Consider the following 18,369-nt stretch of genomic DNA (forward strand, 5'->3'; position numbering starts at 1 on the left):
TAAGCCTGCCACTCTGCTGATATGGAACTCCGGCATCTCCGATACTTCGTCGCCGTTGCGGAGCACGCGAGCGTGCGCGGCGCCTCCGAACAGCTTCACGTGACCCAGCCGGCCATTTCGCGGCAAATCCAGGACCTCGAGGAAAGCTTGGGCGTCGCGCTATTCGAGCGCACGCCGCGCGGCCTCAAGCTGACGCTCGCGGGCGACGCCTATTTGCGCGAGGCGCGCGGCATTCTGCAGCAAGTCGAGCAAGCGGCGCGCGTCGCGCAGCGGATCGCGGCGGGCGTGTCGGGCCATGTGCGCATCGGGTTCGTCGAAAACGCCGTTTGGGGCGGGCTCGTGCCGAATGCGCTGCAAGCATTTCAGCAGACGGCGCCGCAGGTCGGCATCGAACTCACGCCGATGAACACGCCCGAGCAACTGGCCGCGATCGAAGCGGGCCAACTCGACGGCGGCTTCATCTATCACTTCGGCGCGCTGCCCGAGCAGTTCGTCAGCTTGTCTTTGCTCGAAAACGGCGTCGTGCTCGCCGCGCCGGCCGCATGGTCGTTTGGACGGCGCAAGGCGGTACGCGCCGCGCAACTGGCCGGCAAGCCCTTCATCACGTTTCCCCGCCATGTCTATCCCGCTTATTACGACCGCCTGATCGGCGCATGCGAGCGCGCCGGTTTGACGCTCAATGTCGTGCAGGAAGTGTCGACGGAAGCCGCGATTCTCTCGCTGGTTTCGGCGGGCGTGGGCGCGGCGATCGTCAACTCGGCCAATCGCGAGCGGCCCCCGGCGCTGGTGCAATTCCTCGCGCTGTCCGATCTGTCGATCGCGTTGCCGTTGCATTTTGCGTATCGCGAACGGCACCGCAATCCCGCGCTCGCGCAGTTTATCGCCTTGCTCAAGGCGCAGAAGTGAACGGCTCACAATGCCTCGCCGCGATGCCTTTAAGGCATCGGCTTCCCTAAAAATCGGCATTGGCGCTGGTTTTTTGCCTCGACGATATTGAATGCACAACCTCGACGCGTCATCGACGACAGCGCCGAGGCCCGCTTTCTTATCGGGAGACAACCATGCCGTCCACACAATCGCTGATTTCCACCGACATCGACTACGAGCGCCCGGGTTTGCAACACGGCACGTTGCGCGTGCCGTATTCGCACGACCGCTCCGCGTACGGGCACATTCCGATTCCGATCACCGTGCTCAAGGGTGGTGACGGCCCCACAGTGCTGCTTACCGGCGGCAATCACGGCGACGAATACGAAGGCCCCGTCGCGCTGATGAAACTGATCCGGCGTTTGCCGTCGATGTCGATCAAAGGCCGCTTGATCGTCGTGCCAGCGCTGAATTTCCCGGCTTTTATCAACGGCTCGCGCACCTCGCCGATCGACAAGGGCAATCTGAACCGCGTTTTCCCCGGCGCGCGAAACGGCCACATCACCGAGATGATCGCGCACTATGCGGACACCGAACTATTTCCACGCGCCGACGTGGTGATCGATCTGCACGCGGGCGGCGCGTCGTTCAATCATCTGCCGAGCTTGCTCGCTGCGCCGCCCGCCGACACCTCGCGCCGTGCCGAATACCGGCGCCTCGTGCAGGCGTTTGCCGCGCCGCAAACCATGCTGATGGATCTGCTCGGCGAGGACCGCACATATGGCGCGGCTGTCGAACGGCACGGAAAGCTGTTCCTGTGCGGCGAATTCGGCGGCTATGCGGCCTGCGATCCGGACGGCGTCGCGATCGTCGAGGACGGTCTGCGGCGTGTGCTGCACACGCTGGGTGTCACGCCTGACGATCGCCCGCCCGCGCCGCGGCACGACACGCGCTGGTTGAAAGTGGAGGGCGCGCGCCACTACGTGTTCGCCTCGCGGGCGGGCGTGGCCGAACCGGTGTTCGCGCTCGGCGAGCAGGTCAAAAAAGATCAACTGGCCGCGCGGGTATTCGATCCGTACGCGCCGTGGAGCGAACCGCAGGAAATCCGTTTTGCGGGCGACGGCGTGGTGGTGTGCATGCGTTCATTTGCACGCGTCGAGCCGGGCGACTGCATCGCCGTGCTGGCCACGGATGCGCAATGGCAATGACCCACTCTATCGAACCGAAGCCAGCCGGAGATTCGCCATGAATGCAGTCACCGCCGCATCCGATACCGACGACGCCGATGCGCGCCGCGGGCACAGTTACGTCGTCGTCCTGTTCTTTGTCTGCTTTGCGTTTTCGTATCTCGACCGGCAGATCGTGAGCATTCTCGTGCAACCGATCAAGGAGACGCTCGCGCTAACCGATACGCAAATCGGCTTGCTGCAAGGGTTTTCGTTCACGCTGTGCTACGCGACAGCGGGCGTGTTCATCGCGCGGCTGATCGACCGTTCCAATCGCGTGCGCCTGATCGCCGTGTGCGTGGCGATCTGGGCTGTGTCAACGGCGCTGTGCGGGTTCGCGCACAACTTCGGCGAACTGCTCGCGGCGCGCGCGGGCACGGCGATCGCGGAAGCGGGCCTGAGCCCGGCGGCGCTGTCGATCTTCAGCGACCTGTACTCGCCGCGCAAAGTCACGCGGGCCAGCAGCGTGTTCATGCTGGGACCGTATATCGGCGGTGGCGTCGCGTTGTTCGGCGGTGGCATGCTGCTCGGGTCGATCGAGCACGGCGCGGGCGCTGCGTGGCTCGCGGGCACCGGTTTGAACGGATGGCAGGCGGTATTCGTCGCGGTGGGTTTGCCAGGGCTGGCGCTTGCTGCGATCGTCGCGTTGTCGGTGCGGGAGCCGCAACGGCGGGGCGTGTCTTCCCCGGTTGGGGCGAGCGCCTTCGAGCAGGCTGCACGTGGTGTCGTTTCTCCTGACCATGTGTCATCGACAGCTCTCGCAGCCGAGGCCGCGCAGGACAGTACGCCGCCGCTGAAAGACGTGCTGCGCGAATTGTTCGTGAAGAACCGCTTCTGTCTCCCGTACTTCGCCGCTTACGTCGCGCTGATCACGCTGTTCTACTCGCACGCGGCGTGGTTTCCGACGTTGCTGATCCGTCATTTTCATCTGACGCCGCGCGTGGTCGGACAGATGGCGGCGCCGGCCTATATGTTCGGCGGCATACTCGGTGTGCTGAGCACGCGCTGGCTGGCCGGGCGCGTCAGCGATGCCGCCGCCGTGCGCAAGGTGCTGGCGCTGTCCGCGTCGGCGGCTGTATTGCTGGTGCCGGCCGCGATTGCGATGCCGCTCGTCGGCGACGTGCATATCGCCGTGGTGCTGTATGGCATCTGTGCGTTTGCGGCGAGTGTCGCCATGGCGTTGGCGCCGGTGCCGATCCAGGTCGCGATTCCGAATCGCATGCGCGGACGTTCGATTGCTTTGCTGGTGTTCCTCACCAACGCGATCAGCGGCGGAGTCGGACCGTTCGCGGTCGGTTTCATCAACGAGCGGCTCGGCGGGCAGAGCAGCGGCTTGGGTGTGGCGCTGGCGTGCGTCGGCGGCGTGGCGGCCGCGCTCAGCGCGCTGCTTTACGGCGTGGCGGCTCGCCGGACGCCTGGGTTGGCGCGCGCATAACGCAACTCGCATGGCGATGCCCGCAAGGCATCGCCATGCGCAGAAAACGGCATTGGCCGGCAAGCCATGGATTTGCGATAGTGAAGCTATTCATCGCGGCAGCCTGACATAACCCCCACTCGCTGCCGCGGCACTTTTCACGGAGTCACATCATGCCGACCGAGGTTGTTACGCACCGGGTAGGCGACGCGCGCATTACCCGCGTGAGCGAAACCCGTTTTCCGTTGGCGCCCGCCGTGCTTTATCCCGAGTGGGCGCCGTCCGCAGCCGATGAATTGAGCCGCCGTCTGTCGAAGGCAAGTCTCGATCTCGAACGCAACGAAGTGATGCTGAGCGTGCACACCTGGGTCGTGCAAATGGACGGCCTGACCGTGCTGATCGACACGGGTATCGGCAATTTCAAGGAGAGGCCGTTCAGCAAGCTGTTCCATCAACTCGACAACCCATACCTGGAGCGCCTCGCCGACGCGGGTATCCTGCCCACGCAGGTGGACGAGGTGCTGCTCACGCATCTGCACGCGGACCATGTCGGCTGGAACACACAGTGGCTCGACGGCCGCTGGCAGCCGACTTTCCCGAACGCTACATACGTGTTTCCGCAAGCGGAGCAGGATTTCTTCGCGACCCCGGCGGGCGACAGCCGCCGCATGGTCTTCGAAGACAGCGTCGTGCCGGTGATCGAATCCGGCCAGGCCGCGACGATTCCCGCCGAAGGCGGCACGTGGCGCGAAGGTATCGTGTTTCATCCCACGCCGGGGCATAGCGCCGGTCATATGTCGATTTCGATCCGCTCGCGCGGCGAGGAGGCGCTCTTTACCGGCGATGTGATGCATAACCCCATCCAGGTCTACCGGCCGGAATGGAACTCGACGTTCTGCTTCGACGCGGCGCCGGCGCGCGATTCGCGGCAGTGGGCGCTGAACTACGCGGCCGATCGCAACGCGATACTGTTCAGCGCGCATTTCCCGCAGACATCGGCGGGGCGTGTGACGCGGGCCGCCGACGGCTTCGAATGGGCGTATCTCGACGCCGCGCCATGACCTTGCCTTCGGGCAATCTGGCCGGGCTCGCCACGGATTTTGCTATCATCACTGTATAAACATACAGGTTTCATGAAAGTGCCGTGGCAACCGCTGCTTCTCCCTACGCTCTCTATTATCTGCTGAACTTCGAGCGCGCCCTGGCGTGGCTCGCGCAGCGTTACGACGATCTGTTCGACGCGCGTGAGCAAGCGTTTCTGCGCGAGTTCGCCGCGTTGCCTCAGTCATCGCGCGCGCTGCTGGTTCGCATGCTGATGCGCAAAGGCACGCTGTTTCGCGCAAGCCGCCTGTCTTACGACGAGATCGGCTGCCCGGTGCAGGCGACCGCGCCGATCGCGGCCCTCGGCTGGGTCGACACCGAACCGAAGCTCACGCTGGACGAACTGTTCGCGCTCACCACGCGCGCCGGGTTGATGGAGATATTCGCGGATGCCATCGCGATCATTCCGGGCGCGCGGAGCCTGCGCAAGCCGGATCTGCTGGAAACATTGCGCCCGTTTTGTGCAAGCGAAAGCGACGAGCAAGGCGCCACGGCGCGTCCGCTTTCGGCATGGCATAGTCGAACGGACGACCGCGTTTTTCATGTGGCGATCGCGCCACTTTGCGAACGCTTGCGGTTGATGTTCTTCGGCAATTTGCAGCAGGAATGGTCGGAGTTCGTGCTCGCCGATCTCGGTGTATTCCAGTACGAGAAAGTGGCGTTCGCGCCTTCATCGCGCGCGTTTCAGCAGCGCGCGGACGTCGACGTCTATCTCGCGCTGCACGCATGCCGTGAAGCGCTCGAATGCTTACCCGGTGACGAGACCGAAGCGGTTACGGTCGAAGAGATCGTCGCCACTGTCGCCGCCATTGAAACTGCCAACCCCTGGCTCGAAACACGGCGCGCGAAACTGTTGTTCCGCATCGGCTGCCTGTGCGAGCGTCGGCAGAATTGGGCGGCCGCGCTCGCCGTTTATGAGCGTTGCGCGTGGCCCGGCGCGCGTCATCGGCGCATGCGCGTGCTGGAACGCAGCGAGCGTTTCGACGATGCTTTCGCGCTGGCTTCGCAAGCCGCCGCCGCGCCGGAGAGCGAAGAAGAGGCGCAACGCGTCGCGCGCATGCTGCCGCGTTTGCAGCGCAAGCGCGGCGAACCGGTTGCGCGTGCGCGTGCCGCTCGGCCGGTCGAGCGCAGCACGCTCGTGTTGCCGCGACCCGAGACGCCGATTCCGGTCGAATACGTGGCCCGCGATCATCTGACATGCGATACCGCGCCGGTGCATTACGTCGAGAACGCGCTGATCAACTCGTTGTTCGGGCTGTTGTGTTGGGAGCCGGTTTTCGCGGCGTTGCCCGGCGCGTTTTTTCATCCGTTCCAGCGCGGTCCCGCCGATCTGCACGCGCCGGATTTTCATGCGCGCCGCGCTGAGCAGTTCGCCGCGTGTCTCGAACAACTCGATAGCGGTGTCTATCGCGAGACGATCGTGCGGCATCTGCACGGCAAGGCAGGGCTGCAGTCGCCGTTCGTGTTCTGGGGGCTGCTTACGCCGGAGCTGGTTGCACTGGCGCTCGACTGTCTGCCGGCCGCGCATCTGAAGCTGTGGTTCGTACGCTTGCTGCGCGATGTGCGCGGCAATCGGTCCGGCTTGCCGGATCTGATCCGCTTCTGGCCGGCCGAACGCCGCTATGAGTTGATCGAAGTGAAGGGCCCGGGCGACCGCTTGCAGGACAACCAGATTCGCTGGCTCGCGTATTGCGCGCAGCACGGCATGCCGGTGCGCGTGCTCGATGTGCGCTGGGCCGATGAAGCAGTAGTCGCGGACGGTGGCGCGGCGGAAGATGGCACCGTCGCCGCCGAGGCCGCCATCGAAGCTGTCTCTGAGGCCGCCTTAGAGGCCGCCATCAATACCACTATCGAGCTTGCTGCCGAGGCCGCGACAAAGGCCACTATCGAGGTCGCCGCCAAACCCGCCGCAAATACCGCCGCAACAACCGCCATCACCTCCACCACCGAGGCCCGCGCATGACCTACGTGGTCGCCGTACGGGCGATGTGCGAGTTCACCGCGAGGCGTGGCGATCTGGATCTGCGCTTCACGCCGGCGCCGACCTCGCTCGAAGGCATGGCGGGCCACGTGACCGTCACCGGCCGGCGCGCGAGCGGCTACGAAACCGAGATCACGCTGACCGGCACGCACCGCAATCTGACCGTGCGCGGGCGCGCCGACGGCTACGATCCCGTCGCGAACCGCGTGGAAGAGGTCAAGACGCATCGCGGCGATCTCGAACGCATGCCGGCCAATCACCGCACGCTGCACTGGGCGCAGGCGCTCGTCTACGGTCATCTGCTGTGCCGGACGCGGGAGCTAACGGAGCTGACCGTAGCGCTGGTGTATTTCGATATCGGCACGCAAAAAGAAGTGGTGCTGACGCAAACGCACACTGCGCGCGAACTGGAAATTTTCTTCGTCGAGCAATGCGAGTGCTTTCTCGATTGGGCGGTGCAGGAAGAAGCGCATCGGGCCGCGCGCAACGCGGCGCTCGGCGCGCTGCAGTTTCCGCACGGGCAGTTTCGCAGTGGGCAGCGCGAGCTGGCGGTCTCGGTGTATCGCGCGGCGCGCGACGGCAAGCCTTTGATGGCGCAGGCGCCGACCGGCATCGGCAAAACGCTCGCGACGATTTTCCCCTTGCTCAAGGCGTGCGCTGCGGACCAGATCGAGCGGATCTTCTTTCTGACCGCCAAGACGCCGGGCCGCGCGCTGGCCTTGGACGCGATCGAAACACTCCATCAAGGCGCCACGCGTCTGCCGTTGAGAACCCTCGAACTGGTGGCGCGCGACAAAGCCTGCGAGCATCCCGACAAAGCCTGCAACGGCGAATCCTGTCCGCTCGCGCGCGGCTTCTACGACCGGCTCGACGCGGCCCGCGGCGCGGCGCTGGCCGGTCCGCGCCTCGACCGCGCGGCGGTGCGCGAAGCGGCGCTCGCCAACGAGGTCTGTCCGTACTATCTGGCGCAGGAACTCGCGCGTTGGGCCGACGTGGTGGTCGGCGATTACAACTACTACTACGACAGCAGCGCGATGCTGTACGCGCTGACGCAGATCAACCAGTGGCGCGTCGGCGTGCTGGTGGACGAGGCGCACAATCTGCTCGACCGCGCGCGGCGCATGTACAGCACGTCGCTCGATCAGGCCGCGTTCCGGCTCGCGCGCAAGACGGCGCCGGCCACCTTGAAGAAGCCGCTCGAGCGGCTGCAACGCGAGTGGAGCGCGGTCAAGCGCGCGCAGACCCCGCCCTATCAGGTGTATGCCGAGGTCCCCGGCAAACTGCTCTCGGCCGCGCAGAATCTGATCGGCGCCGTCACCGATCAACTGGCGGAAGCACCGCTTTCCATCGACGAAGCGTCGCTGCGTTTTTTCTTCGACGCGATGCATTTCGTCGCGCTGGCCGAGCAGTTCGGCGAGCATTCGATCTTCGATATCACGCTCGCCACAGACCGTTACGCGCCGCGCGACAAAACGAATGCCACGCTGTGCGTGCGCAACGTGATTCCCGCGCCGTTTCTCGTGCCTCGCTACGCGGCCGCGCGCACCACGGTGATGTTCTCCGGCACGCTCAACCCGCATCATTTCTATCGCGACACGCTGGGCCTGCCCGAACAGACCCAGTGGCTCGACGTGGAAGGGCCTTTTCGCGCCAAGCAGTTGCAGGTGCGCGTGGCCGGCAACGTATCGACGCGTTGGCGCGACCGCGAGCGTTCCCTCATGCCGATCGTCGATCTGATCGCGAGGCAATACGCGGCGCAACCGGGCAACTACCTGGGCTTTCTGAGCAGCTTCGAGTATCTGCAGCGCGTGGTCGCGCTGATGCGCGAGCGGCATCCGGATTTACCGGTCTGGGCGCAGGAACCCGGCATGGACGAAACGGCGCGCGACGCTTTTCTCGCGCGTTTTCGCACCATGAACCAGGGCGTGGGCTTCGCGGTGCTCGGCGGCGCATTCTCGGAAGGCGTCGATCTGGTCGGCCAGCAATTGATCGGCGCGTTCATCGCCACGCTCGGTTTGCCGCAGATGAACGAGATCAACGAACAGATGCGTCGCACGATGGAGACGAGGTTCGGCAACGGCTACGACTACATGTATCTGTACCCCGGTTTGCAGAAAGTGGTGCAGGCGGCCGGGCGCGTGATCCGCACGGAGCAGGACCAGGGCGTGGTGCATCTGATTGACGACCGCTATCGGCGGCCGGAAGTGCGGCGTTTGCTGCCGCGCTGGTGGGACGTGCAATAGCGGCGGCGCGGGGCTTCGTCAGTGCGCTTCTTTACCTCACAGGTAATCGACCTGCCTACCGCCGCCCGGCACAGTGGCGGCACGGCATCACGATTCCCGCTTGAGGCCGCAACGATGCTGCACGGGACCAGAGTCAGCGCTACAGCGCCAACTCTGGCCGACAAAGGAGACTTCCATGAACGCCACCGCCCCGTATCTCGCCGACGAACCGAACACCATCCGCACCGCCGACAACACACGCCTTTTCTACCGCGACTGGGGGCAGGGCACGCCGCTCGTGTTTCTCTCAGGCTGGACGCTCAATTCCGACATGTGGGCGTACCAGATGGAACCGCTGTCGCGCCTCGATTGCCGCTGCATCGCGTACGACCGGCGCGGGCATGGCCGTTCGAGCGATCCGGGCCGCGGCTACGACTTCGACACGCTCGCCGCCGATCTGGAAAGCGTGTTGAGCGCGCTCGATCTGAGCGGCGTCACGCTGATCGCGCATTCGATTGCGAGCGGAGAAGCGGTGCGTTACCTGACGCGTTACGGTTCGGCGCGCGTCGCCCGGGTCGCGTTCGTTGCGCCCGCCGCCACGCCGTATCTGCTGAAGACCGAGGACAACCCGAACGGCATCGACGCCGCTTTGTTCGAGCAGGGCCGCCTCGCGCTGAGCCGCTCGTTTCCCGACTGGATCGAGGCGAACGCGGCGCCGTATTTCGGGCCCGGCGTGTCGCGCGCGCCGATGGACTGGACGATCCGCATGATGCTGCAAACCTCGCATCAAGCGATGCTCGAACTGGCCCGCGTGCAGACCATCACCGATTTCCGCGCGGAACTGGCGCGGATCGAGGTGCCGTCGCTGGTCCTGCATGGCGACCGCGATGCGTCGGCGCCGCTCGAACTGACCGGGCGGCCCACCGCCGCGCTGATACCCGGTGCGTCGCTGCATGTCTACGAAGGCGCCGGTCACGGCTTTTACTTCACTCATGTGGAGAGGTTGAACCAGGATTTGCTGGCGTTCCTGGGCCGCCAGCCGGCTTAGGATCGACGGGCAACTGGTCTTTCACCGGCGCGTCGGCCTGGGTGTGAGCATCGGCGGCATCGGTGGACGGCGCGGAGGCGGGCGGTTCGTTCTGCGTTGTGGTTGATGACCCCGGTGCGTCCTTGTGCACGTCATCCGCTTCGATCCTGGCCGGCGCGCTGTCCGGATCCCACGTCAACAGATTGCGCTGCGGGTTCGCGATCTCGATGCCGCGCTCCTGGAACTGGAACAGGATGCGCCGGTTGAATTCGCGCTGCACGCCCCAGCGCGCGCTGTCGCGGCACTGAATCTGGCCGGCCAGCGTGATGGCGGAGCCGTCGAGCGCATCGACACCCCAGAAGCTGAAGTCCGACAGAATGCCGTCCTTGAACTTGTCGTCCTCGCGCAAGGCGGCGCCGATTTCCTTCAAGGTGTCGATGGCGAGGTCAACATCCTGGCCGAACACGATGTTGACCTTCACCGCCGCGTTGCCGATGCCGCGATTCGTGTTGTTCACCGTCGACACCGAACTGAACGGCACGGTGTAGAGCGAGCCGTCGCCGCCGCGCAGCCGCACGGTGCGGATCGACAGATATTCGACGGTGCCGGACACGCCCGCGAGCGTGACCCAGTCGCCGACCTGCATCGCGTTCTCCATCAACAGGAAAATGCCGGTGATGAAATCCTGCACCAGTTTTTGCGAGCCGAAACCGAGCGCCACGCCGAAAATACTCGCGCCCGCCAGCAGCGGCCCGATGTTCACGCCGAGTTCGCTCAAACCGGTCAGCACCACCACTAGCGCGATCGCGCAAAAGAGCGCGCTGCGCAGCATCGGCAGCAGGGTGCGCAAGCGCGCGGCGCGCACGAGGTCGCCGCTGGCGGTCCAGCGGTCGAGCCGCTGTTCGACGGAGACGTTGACGCCTTCCCACACCAGCAGCGCGATCACGGCGGCCACGCCGATCGTGATGATCGCCGATGCGAGCCGGTGCCCGATCGTGCCCGTACGGAACAGGTCGATCACGTGCACGCCCCACACCTGCAGCAGCGCGAGCGCGGTCACGACGCCGATCACCCACGCCACCACACGGCGCAGCAGCGGGTAATAGCGGTACGCATGCAGATGCACGAGCGACTTCGTTGCGTCGTCCTGCACATTGAAGAGCCGGGCCAGCGCTCCGAACACCACGATCGACACGACCCGCGCGCCCACCAGCACCGCCAGCGAAATGCCGCCGAGGTGCAGCAGCGTGTGATAGCCGTTCTGCACGTCGAGTGCCCAGACGAACCACAGCGCCATCACGACGAACACCGCGGCCCACGCCCAGACCTCGGCGAAGACATTGCCGGCGATCTCCAGCGATTTGCGCTCGGCGACGCGCTTACGGATCAGTTCGCCGACCGGGTTCGCGCATTGCAGCAGCAGAATCGAAATCAGGACGTGGCCAGCGAGCGCGACCACTTTCATCAAGGCGAGATGCGCCGCGTCGTTCAGGCCGAGCGACTGCGCGATCTCCGCGACCGCGGAACCCGCGCCCACCACGCTGACGATCCGCACCACCCAGCGCTGCATGAAAACGGCCCACGCATCGCTCATGCGCAGCAGGCGCAAACGCGGCGCGGCCGGCTGCAGGAAGAAACCGCTGACGATCACGATCACGCGGCACAGCACGTAGATATCGACCAGCGAATCGAGCGCGCGGTCTTGCGGCGTGCCGTCGTCGGTGAAGATCGACATGAGCGCGCTTGCCGCGCCGACGAACACCACCAGTGGCAATAGCCGCAGCACCATCGTCAGGAGCGCGCGCGGCAGGCGGCGCAGGAGCGTCCAGTGGTGTTTGGCGTTCTGCTTGCCTTTGGCTTCGGTGAGCTTGCCGTTGGCCTTCGTGGCAGCCGAGGTGCCTGCCGGCACGGCTTCGGCTTGTGCCTGCGCCGCGCTTACCGGCGAAGCCGGCGAAACGGGCAGGGGCGGCGCGGCGTTCGGCGCGTCGGCGGGTTGGGGCGCGACGTCCACGGGCAGGTCGGCGCCCGCGGTGTCGTCTTCCTCTTCCAGTTCGCGGCGCGCGGCCAGCGCCCGGTAGGCGCGGCGCAGCAGGCGGCGCGCGAGCCATTCGAGCACGAGCGCGGGAATCAGCGCGGCCAGCAGCGACCAGGCGACATGACCGAGCACGGCGCGCGCTTGCGGGTTGGTCGATTGCCAGTTCCACCAGGCGCGGACCGAGGCGACGTCGAGCAACGCGGCGACCGAACTGCGCAACGACGTACCGAGGTGGACGGCCCAGTGCGCGCCCTGACGGGCCAGTTGCGAGGCTAGGCCGTTCGACTTGAACGCCGCCGGCACGAGCGCGGCGGCGCCGCTTGCCGCGGCGGGCGATGAGGTGGCCGCAGGCGCGGAAGCGGGCGGCGCGCTCAGCGCGCCGGCGGCGGCGATAGCCTGCAGCGTGTCGGCGACTTGCGCGCGCCGCTTGGGATCATTGAGGACGGCGAGCGCCTGGCGGGCCTGCTCGGGTGTCAGCGTGACGCCGACGCCGGAAGCCGACGATGCGGACGCGGCCGGCGCTGCGGCGGCGAAAACCGGCGCGGCGATGAAAGCGAGGAGGAGGAAAAGCCAGATTGGGAATAGTTTGCGCATAGGGTGTAAAGCGGGGGACAGATGCGGAAGGCTGTGCCGACACATACGGACCGGTTCGGCGGCGTGACCATGAACCGACTCGCGTCGTGTCGCACAAGTTCCTTGGGCGGCCTTGGCACGAGGCAACGGAAAGCCGGCAAGCCCCGTGCGGCGGCATCTTGCGGTAGCAAAAAACCTGCCTGTCGAAAAGAACCGCATTGTCCCATGCTGAGCGGGACGCGCCGGAATTCCCGCTCATCTTGCCTGCGCGAGTGCTGGCGCGACTGCAGACGTCTCTGCAATCACAATCGCACCGAAACCCGCTCCGCCCGCGCAAACGCCCTTGCCGCCGTTACACCCACCGCCGCGCCATCACTCCGTCGCCGCCGCCCTGCGCACCGGCGGCACACCCAAGGTGCCTTCCACGACTTCGGTGAAGGTGCGCTCCTCGCGCAGAATGAAGCGCTTCGTTTGAGCCAGCTTGAAATTGTCGCGAGCCTCGGCATCTGCGCGCAGTCTCGCCCGATACGCTTCATAGGCCGCGAGACTGTCGAACGCGATCAAGCCCCACGCAATGTCGTTAGTCCCCTCGTGCGGCAGGAAATAGCCGATCAGATGGCCGCCGCAGCGCGGAATAATGCGGCCCCAGTTGCGGGCGTATTCGTCGAAGGCATCGCGCTGGAACGGATCGATCTGATAGCGGATGAAGCAGGTAATCGCCATGTGCAAGCTCCCGGTTGAGTCGAAGGTCGTGGTGTGAAGCACCGTGACTGCAGTATGAAGCGCGCCGGGCAGCGATGTTTCAGCGCGGTCTGAACTATGGATGGTGACCGTGCGCGAGGCGTAATTCAGGCGCCGCGCATCTAAAGCGGCCGTTGCGAGCGAATCGTCGAAAACGCCAGCGCCGCACCGGCCAGCGCGCACAACGCCGACACCAGCGCCACCGCGCGCAATGCCGCGCCGAGGGCGTCGGCTTGTGCCCGCGCCACCTCGGCCTGCGCTCGCGCCGCATCCACGTTTGGGTGGGCCGCGTCGGTTTTGGGGTGCGCCGCAGTCAGATCCGCCGCGCCCGCTTTCCCTTCCGGCGCACCGGTTCCGGTAGCCGGCGACGCCGCGCCCGCGTCCGTGCCGACCTGCGCTAGGCTCGCTGCGTCGCGCGCTGCCTGCGGCACATGCAGCGCATCGAGCCGCGCACGGAGTGCCGCGTCGTGCGACCAGACGAACACGATGCCCAGCACCGCGATCGCCAGCAGGCTCGCCACCCGCGCCACCGCGTTGTTGATGCCCGAAGCGACCCCCGTGCGCGCGGCTGACACCGAGGTCATCACGGTCGTCGTCAGCGGCGCGACGGTGACGGTCATGCCGAGCCCGAGCACGGTCAGCGCGGGCAGAAAGCCGCGCCAGTAGCCGCCGCGGACCCATGGCAGCGCGAGCATCGCGAAGCCGGCCGCGGCGACCACCGGCCCCGCCGTCAGCAAGGCCCGCGCGCCGTAGCGGCTCGTCAGGCCGCCGGTGAAGCGCGACAGCAGGCCGATGGTCACCGGCACCGGCAGCAACGCCGCGCCCGCCTGCGTCGCGCTGTAACCATAAGCGCGGATGAGCGTGAACGGCAGGAAGAACAGCGCGCCGCCCAGGCCGAAGTAGAGCAGCAGCGTGACGAGATTGGCGCCGACGAAGTCGCGTGAGCGGAACACGTCGAGCGGCATCATCGGATTGCGGGTTCTCGCTTCGAGCGCGACGAAGGCGATCAGCACCAGCAAGCCGCCGAAGACCGATGCCAGCACCCAGCGGTCGCCGAAGCCGCGCGCCGAGGCTAGGGTCAGGCCGTACGTCAGGGCTGCGAGTCCGGCGGTGGCCGTGGCGGCACCCTGCCAGTCGAGGCCGCCCGCCGCGTGTCCGGTGGTGCCGCCGGCAAACGCGGACGAATTTCCCTCATCGTCCTGCCGGCTATCCGGCACGGCCATGACCGCCAGCGCGACCGTCGCGCACGCAATCGGCACGTTCAGGAAGAAGATGGCTCGCCACGAAAACGCATCGACGAGCCAGCCGCCCGCGACCGGCCCGAGCGCCGAGGTGATCGCGCCGACGCCGGCCCAGGTGCCGATTGCCTGGCCGCGCTCCTTGTCGTCGAACACCGCGCCGATGATCGACAGGCTGCTCGGCACCAGCAGCGCCGCGCCCACGCCTTGCACAGCGCGCGCCGCGATCAGGGCGGCGGCGCCCGGCGCGAGGCCGCAGCCGATCGAGGCCAGCGTGAACAGCCCGATTCCCGTGATGAACACCGTGCGCCGGCCGAGCGTGTCGCCGAGCGAGCCGCCCACCAGCACCAGCGCGCCGAGAAACAGCAGATAGGCGTCGACGACCCACTGGATCGCCGCCACGCTCGCGCCCAGTTCGCTCTGGATGGACGGCAAGGCGACATTGACCACGGAGCCGTCGATGAAGGCCATGCTCGAACCGAGGATGGTCGCGGCCAGCGCGAGTTTTTTACGCCGGCACGGGTGGACGAGACTGAGAGGCTGCGCGCGGATGACGAGCGCGTCGCACGGGCTGGCCTGAGCGGGCAGGACGGACGAGGAAGGGCGCTCGAGCGCCGGTGCGTGCGGGTCGGCCAAGTCCGCTCCCGGAGGATGGATGAACGGCCTTCAGCATAGCAATGCCGGGGCGTCGGCGAAAGGCGCGAGGGGTGCGGGCGACGCCGCTGACGCATCGAGTCACGTCATTGCGCGCCATGGTGCGCGTGGAGTGGCGGCGTGCGCGGCCCTCGACTTCCAGCCGGCGAGGTCCGGACCGGACCCGCAAACAGGCAACGCGAAAACCGACGCCGAACTTATCCGCTCACACCAGCGAAGGCGCCCGCCGCTCCGCCTCGCCATCGGCATCCGCACCGCCGGCCGTGCTGGAAGCGCGCCCGCTCGCCGGCTCCTGATGCAGCCGGTTGGCATGCATCAGCCGATACAGCGTGGCCCGCGAAATGCCGAGTTCGGCCGCCGCTTCGGACAACTTGTAGCCATGCCGCTGCAGAGCGTGTTCGATCGCGTCTTTCTCGGCCTTGCTGCGGATTTCGGCGAGCGTCACGGCCGGCCCGTTGTCGGCTTCCGGCAGGCCCAGATCGCTGGCCGTGATAAAGCGGCCCTCGCTCATCACCACGGCGCGGCGCACGCAATTGATCAGCTCGCGCACGTTGCCCGGCCACGGATAGTTCGACATGGCGACGATCGCGTCGCTCGACAGGCCGCGCAGTTTGCGCGCGCCGTCCTGTTTGTACATGCTCAGTGCATAGTTGGCGAGCAGCTTGATGTCGCCGCCGCGCTCGCGCAACGGCGGCTCTACCAGACGCAGTACGCATAGGCGGTGATACAGGTCGGAGCGGAAGCGCCCGTCTTCGACCGCCTTGTCCAGATCGACGTGAGTCGCCGAAATCACCCGCGCATCGACGTTGATCGGGCCGTTGCCGCCCAGCCGTTCGATCGTGCCTTCCTGCAGGAAGCGCAACAGGACCGCCTGGCATTCATGCGGCATATCGCCGATTTCATCGAGAAACAGCGTGCCCTCGTGCGCGCTCTCGATCCGGCCGATCTTGCGCTGGAGCGCGCCGGTAAACGCGCCGCGTTCATGGCCGAACAGTTCGGCTTGCAGCAGGCTCGGCGGAATGGCCGCGCAATTGATCGCGACGAAGGGGCGGCCGGCGCGCGGCGAGCGTTCGTGAATCGCCTTGGCGGTCAGTTCCTTACCCGTGCCGGATTCACCCGCGACGAATACCGGCGCGTCGGTCACGCCGCATTTGTCGATGCGCCGGTACAACTGCTGCATCGCCTCGCATTGCCCGACCATGCCGTGCCGGCCGGCTGAAGGCTCCGGCGCGACTTCCACATGCCGCAGGCTCGACAGGCCATGCGCATGGCCGAGCGCGAACACGAGCCGCTCGTTGAGCCACGGCCGGGTCACGAAGTCGAAGCAGTAGTCGAGGATAAAGCGGCTGACCAGTTCGTTTTCCGCCTGCCCCGGCGCGATCTGGGCGACCCAGTTGGTTTCGACGCGCCGCATGCAGGACGCCAGCGCGGAAAGATGTTGGGACGTGCATTCGCCAGGCAGTTCGACCAGGCCGACCTTGATGTTGCCGCGCTCGAGCATACGCTCGGCGACGGCCGTGCTTTTGGCATGCACCGCTTGCCAGCCAGAAGCCGCCAGAAAAGCGGCGAGTTTCTGATCCGGCGAATTCGACACATACAGAACGGTGCGTTCCGTGTCGACAGGCGTGCAAGTCGTATTCATGTTACCCCCGGTTTGATGCAGCTCTCAGGACTGTTCTGCGACGAACTCGACAGACCGGCAACATGCCGGCTTCCGGCCAACGGAGCCAGCCGGTCCGCTTGCGCGAGCCCGGACATGGATTGATCCACCGCTTTGGGGTTCTGCTCCTCCCAGCCCGGCGGTCACGATTCACGGTAGCGGCAATCTCGGGGGCATGGAGCAGGCGGCGCGAACCGCGAGGTGCTACATATCGGACGAATGACGGAAACAGTGTTCACCGTTGTAACCGTCACGCGATCTTTTCCCCGAATCACTCAAACCGTTTCTAACCTCGTTGGCCTGATACAGGCGCTCTTATTGGCGCATGGGCTTAACGATAAGCGAAACCGCTTTCGAGCGCCATACAAACAAGTGTGGATTCAGAAACGTTTTTTACGTTACGCCGATGTCCTTGCGAGTCAAAAATGGTCGGTCAAGTCCTGCTATGCGTGGCATCACACATAGCGCCTCAATTCGTTTTACGGCAAATGTCAAACGGAACTGTAGGTCCAGATTTGCCTTGTCTCACGCTTGCGACACATTGGGCATACGTATGGATGCCACCAGGTAGGGTTCCGAAGCGTCGGCCTATTCAGCCGGGATGCGACTCAACTCCCGGCCACGCATGGAGCGTGCGGCCTGCCCGGCATGCGGACCACCGCGAATATCTTGCCGCGGCGCATCGCCGGGCGCGCGAATACGTGTCGAATTCGAATCAACGCGTGCTGCGAAGCAGGCCCCAACCCTTATGGCGCCGCGACGATCGCGGCGCCATAAGGGTTTGAGGGTGCATGGCATAGCCGTTGCAATATGCTCTGCACAGCGAAAGCTGGTGTCGCCCGGTCCAGGGTTCAGGGAAGCCAGAATAACAAGGGACCGGCGGCAAGAAACTTCGTAGGCGCGGCCGGGGAAGCCAATGTTCTACGAGGGTGCGGCGGGGCCACTGAAAAACAGATGTCATAAAAAAGAACGGCGCAATGATCGGTACAACGTACCGGTCATTGCGACCGGACGATGTAAAGGTTGACCTCGCCACTTTTTCCGTCTGGTCCGGCGGATGTGAAGGGGATGGCAATAACAACACGTACCGCGCCAGCGGAGTTGCGAGCGAACGGTACGCATAACAACAAGAAAACAGCAAAAGAACAGCGACGGGGCAGCGCGCGGTCGAGGATCAGCCGGGCGTGATGAAGCGGGGAGAAATGGCCGGAGCCTCCATAGAGAGGCGGGGTTACGAGGTGGACCGGGCGCCGTGTCCGCGAAGTTGCGGACACGGCTCACCTGGACAGGGCAGTAGAAGAAGCACATCTTTACGGGGGTTGTCATGACCAGACAGATCACCAAACCGGCCGGCACAGCACGGTCGGATCGTCAAACCACGACTCGTTCAGTGGGCGTCTCATATCAACGGCATAACGCCGCGCCGCGTGCGTTGTTCGCCACGCCGCCGGTCGATCTGACGACGCTGGTGATCGCCGAGGCGATCAAGCGCCGGGCGCAAGCGGAACTTCAGCGCGAGGCGCTGCGCGACTCGGTGTATGAAATGCCGGTGTCGCGGGAACGAAACTACGAACGCGGTGCGGACGTTGACCCGTCCGATGCCGACGAATAAAAAGAACATCGACCGCTA

12 protein-coding genes are annotated in these 18,369 nt (G+C 65.7%); 8 read left to right on the forward strand and 4 right to left on the reverse strand.

The genetic code is table 11. The features are described from left to right. The first annotated feature begins 21 nt into the window (after positions 1 to 21). The 7 genes from ACFSNN_RS30655 to ACFSNN_RS30685 all read left to right on the forward strand — a co-directional run bounded on the left by ACFSNN_RS30655 (position 22) and on the right by ACFSNN_RS30685 (position 9,859). Positions 22 to 906: a LysR family transcriptional regulator gene (locus ACFSNN_RS30655; protein WP_134464243.1), complete on the forward strand. Its 885-nt coding sequence runs from the start codon at positions 22 to 24 to the stop codon at positions 904 to 906. A 155-nt stretch (positions 907 to 1,061) separates the two neighbouring features. Further along, positions 1,062 to 2,075, forward strand: coding sequence for a succinylglutamate desuccinylase/aspartoacylase family protein (locus tag ACFSNN_RS30660; protein WP_134464245.1), 1,014 nt, complete (start codon positions 1,062 to 1,064; stop codon positions 2,073 to 2,075). A gap of 37 nt (positions 2,076 to 2,112) precedes the next feature. Continuing rightward, positions 2,113 to 3,528 (forward strand): MFS transporter, encoded by a 1,416-nt coding sequence (locus ACFSNN_RS30665; protein ID WP_134464247.1) that lies wholly within the window; start codon positions 2,113 to 2,115, stop codon positions 3,526 to 3,528. Between the two features lie 152 nt (positions 3,529 to 3,680). Next, positions 3,681 to 4,568, forward strand: a complete 888-nt coding sequence (locus tag ACFSNN_RS30670; RefSeq protein WP_134464249.1) for an MBL fold metallo-hydrolase — start codon at positions 3,681 to 3,683, stop codon at positions 4,566 to 4,568. Positions 4,569 to 4,651: 83 nt separating this feature from the next. Then, complete coding sequence (locus tag ACFSNN_RS30675; protein ID WP_134464251.1) at positions 4,652 to 6,571, forward strand: VRR-NUC domain-containing protein; 1,920 nt, start codon at positions 4,652 to 4,654, stop codon at positions 6,569 to 6,571. Continuing rightward, positions 6,568 to 8,832 (forward strand): ATP-dependent DNA helicase, encoded by a 2,265-nt coding sequence (locus ACFSNN_RS30680; protein WP_134464253.1) that lies wholly within the window; start codon positions 6,568 to 6,570, stop codon positions 8,830 to 8,832. The genes ACFSNN_RS30675 and ACFSNN_RS30680 overlap by 4 nt, the downstream gene beginning before the upstream one ends. A 175-nt stretch (positions 8,833 to 9,007) precedes the next feature. Beyond that, positions 9,008 to 9,859, forward strand: coding sequence for an alpha/beta fold hydrolase (locus ACFSNN_RS30685; protein WP_134464255.1), 852 nt, complete (start codon positions 9,008 to 9,010; stop codon positions 9,857 to 9,859). On the opposite strand, the gene ACFSNN_RS30690 is transcribed toward ACFSNN_RS30685, so the two are convergent. From ACFSNN_RS30690 to ACFSNN_RS30705, 4 genes are all read right to left on the reverse strand, one after another. Further along, positions 9,798 to 12,467, reverse strand: coding sequence for a mechanosensitive ion channel family protein (locus ACFSNN_RS30690; protein WP_134464257.1), 2,670 nt, complete (start codon positions 12,465 to 12,467; stop codon positions 9,798 to 9,800). The genes ACFSNN_RS30685 and ACFSNN_RS30690 overlap by 62 nt on opposite strands. Positions 12,468 to 12,818: 351 nt before the next feature. Further along, positions 12,819 to 13,169 (reverse strand): NIPSNAP family protein, encoded by a 351-nt coding sequence (locus ACFSNN_RS30695; protein WP_134464259.1) that lies wholly within the window; start codon positions 13,167 to 13,169, stop codon positions 12,819 to 12,821. Between the two features lie 140 nt (positions 13,170 to 13,309). Further along, positions 13,310 to 15,061, reverse strand: coding sequence for an MFS transporter (locus ACFSNN_RS30700; protein WP_134464261.1), 1,752 nt, complete (start codon positions 15,059 to 15,061; stop codon positions 13,310 to 13,312). A gap of 223 nt (positions 15,062 to 15,284) precedes the next feature. Continuing rightward, the gene (locus ACFSNN_RS30705; RefSeq protein WP_134464263.1) at positions 15,285 to 16,721 is read right to left on the reverse strand and encodes a sigma-54-dependent transcriptional regulator; all 1,437 of its coding nucleotides are present in this window, start codon (positions 16,719 to 16,721) and stop codon (positions 15,285 to 15,287) included. A 1,342-nt stretch (positions 16,722 to 18,063) separates the two neighbouring features. On the opposite strand from ACFSNN_RS30705, the gene ACFSNN_RS30710 reads away from it, so the two are divergent. Beyond that, on the forward strand, positions 18,064 to 18,351 hold the full coding sequence (locus ACFSNN_RS30710; protein ID WP_134464265.1) for a hypothetical protein: 288 nt from the start codon (positions 18,064 to 18,066) through the stop codon (positions 18,349 to 18,351). The last annotated feature ends 18 nt before the right edge of the window (positions 18,352 to 18,369 follow it).

It is taken from the genome of Paraburkholderia dipogonis, from assembly GCF_042680985.1.
In the GTDB taxonomy this organism is placed as follows: Bacteria; Pseudomonadota; Gammaproteobacteria; order Burkholderiales; family Burkholderiaceae; genus Paraburkholderia; species Paraburkholderia phytofirmans.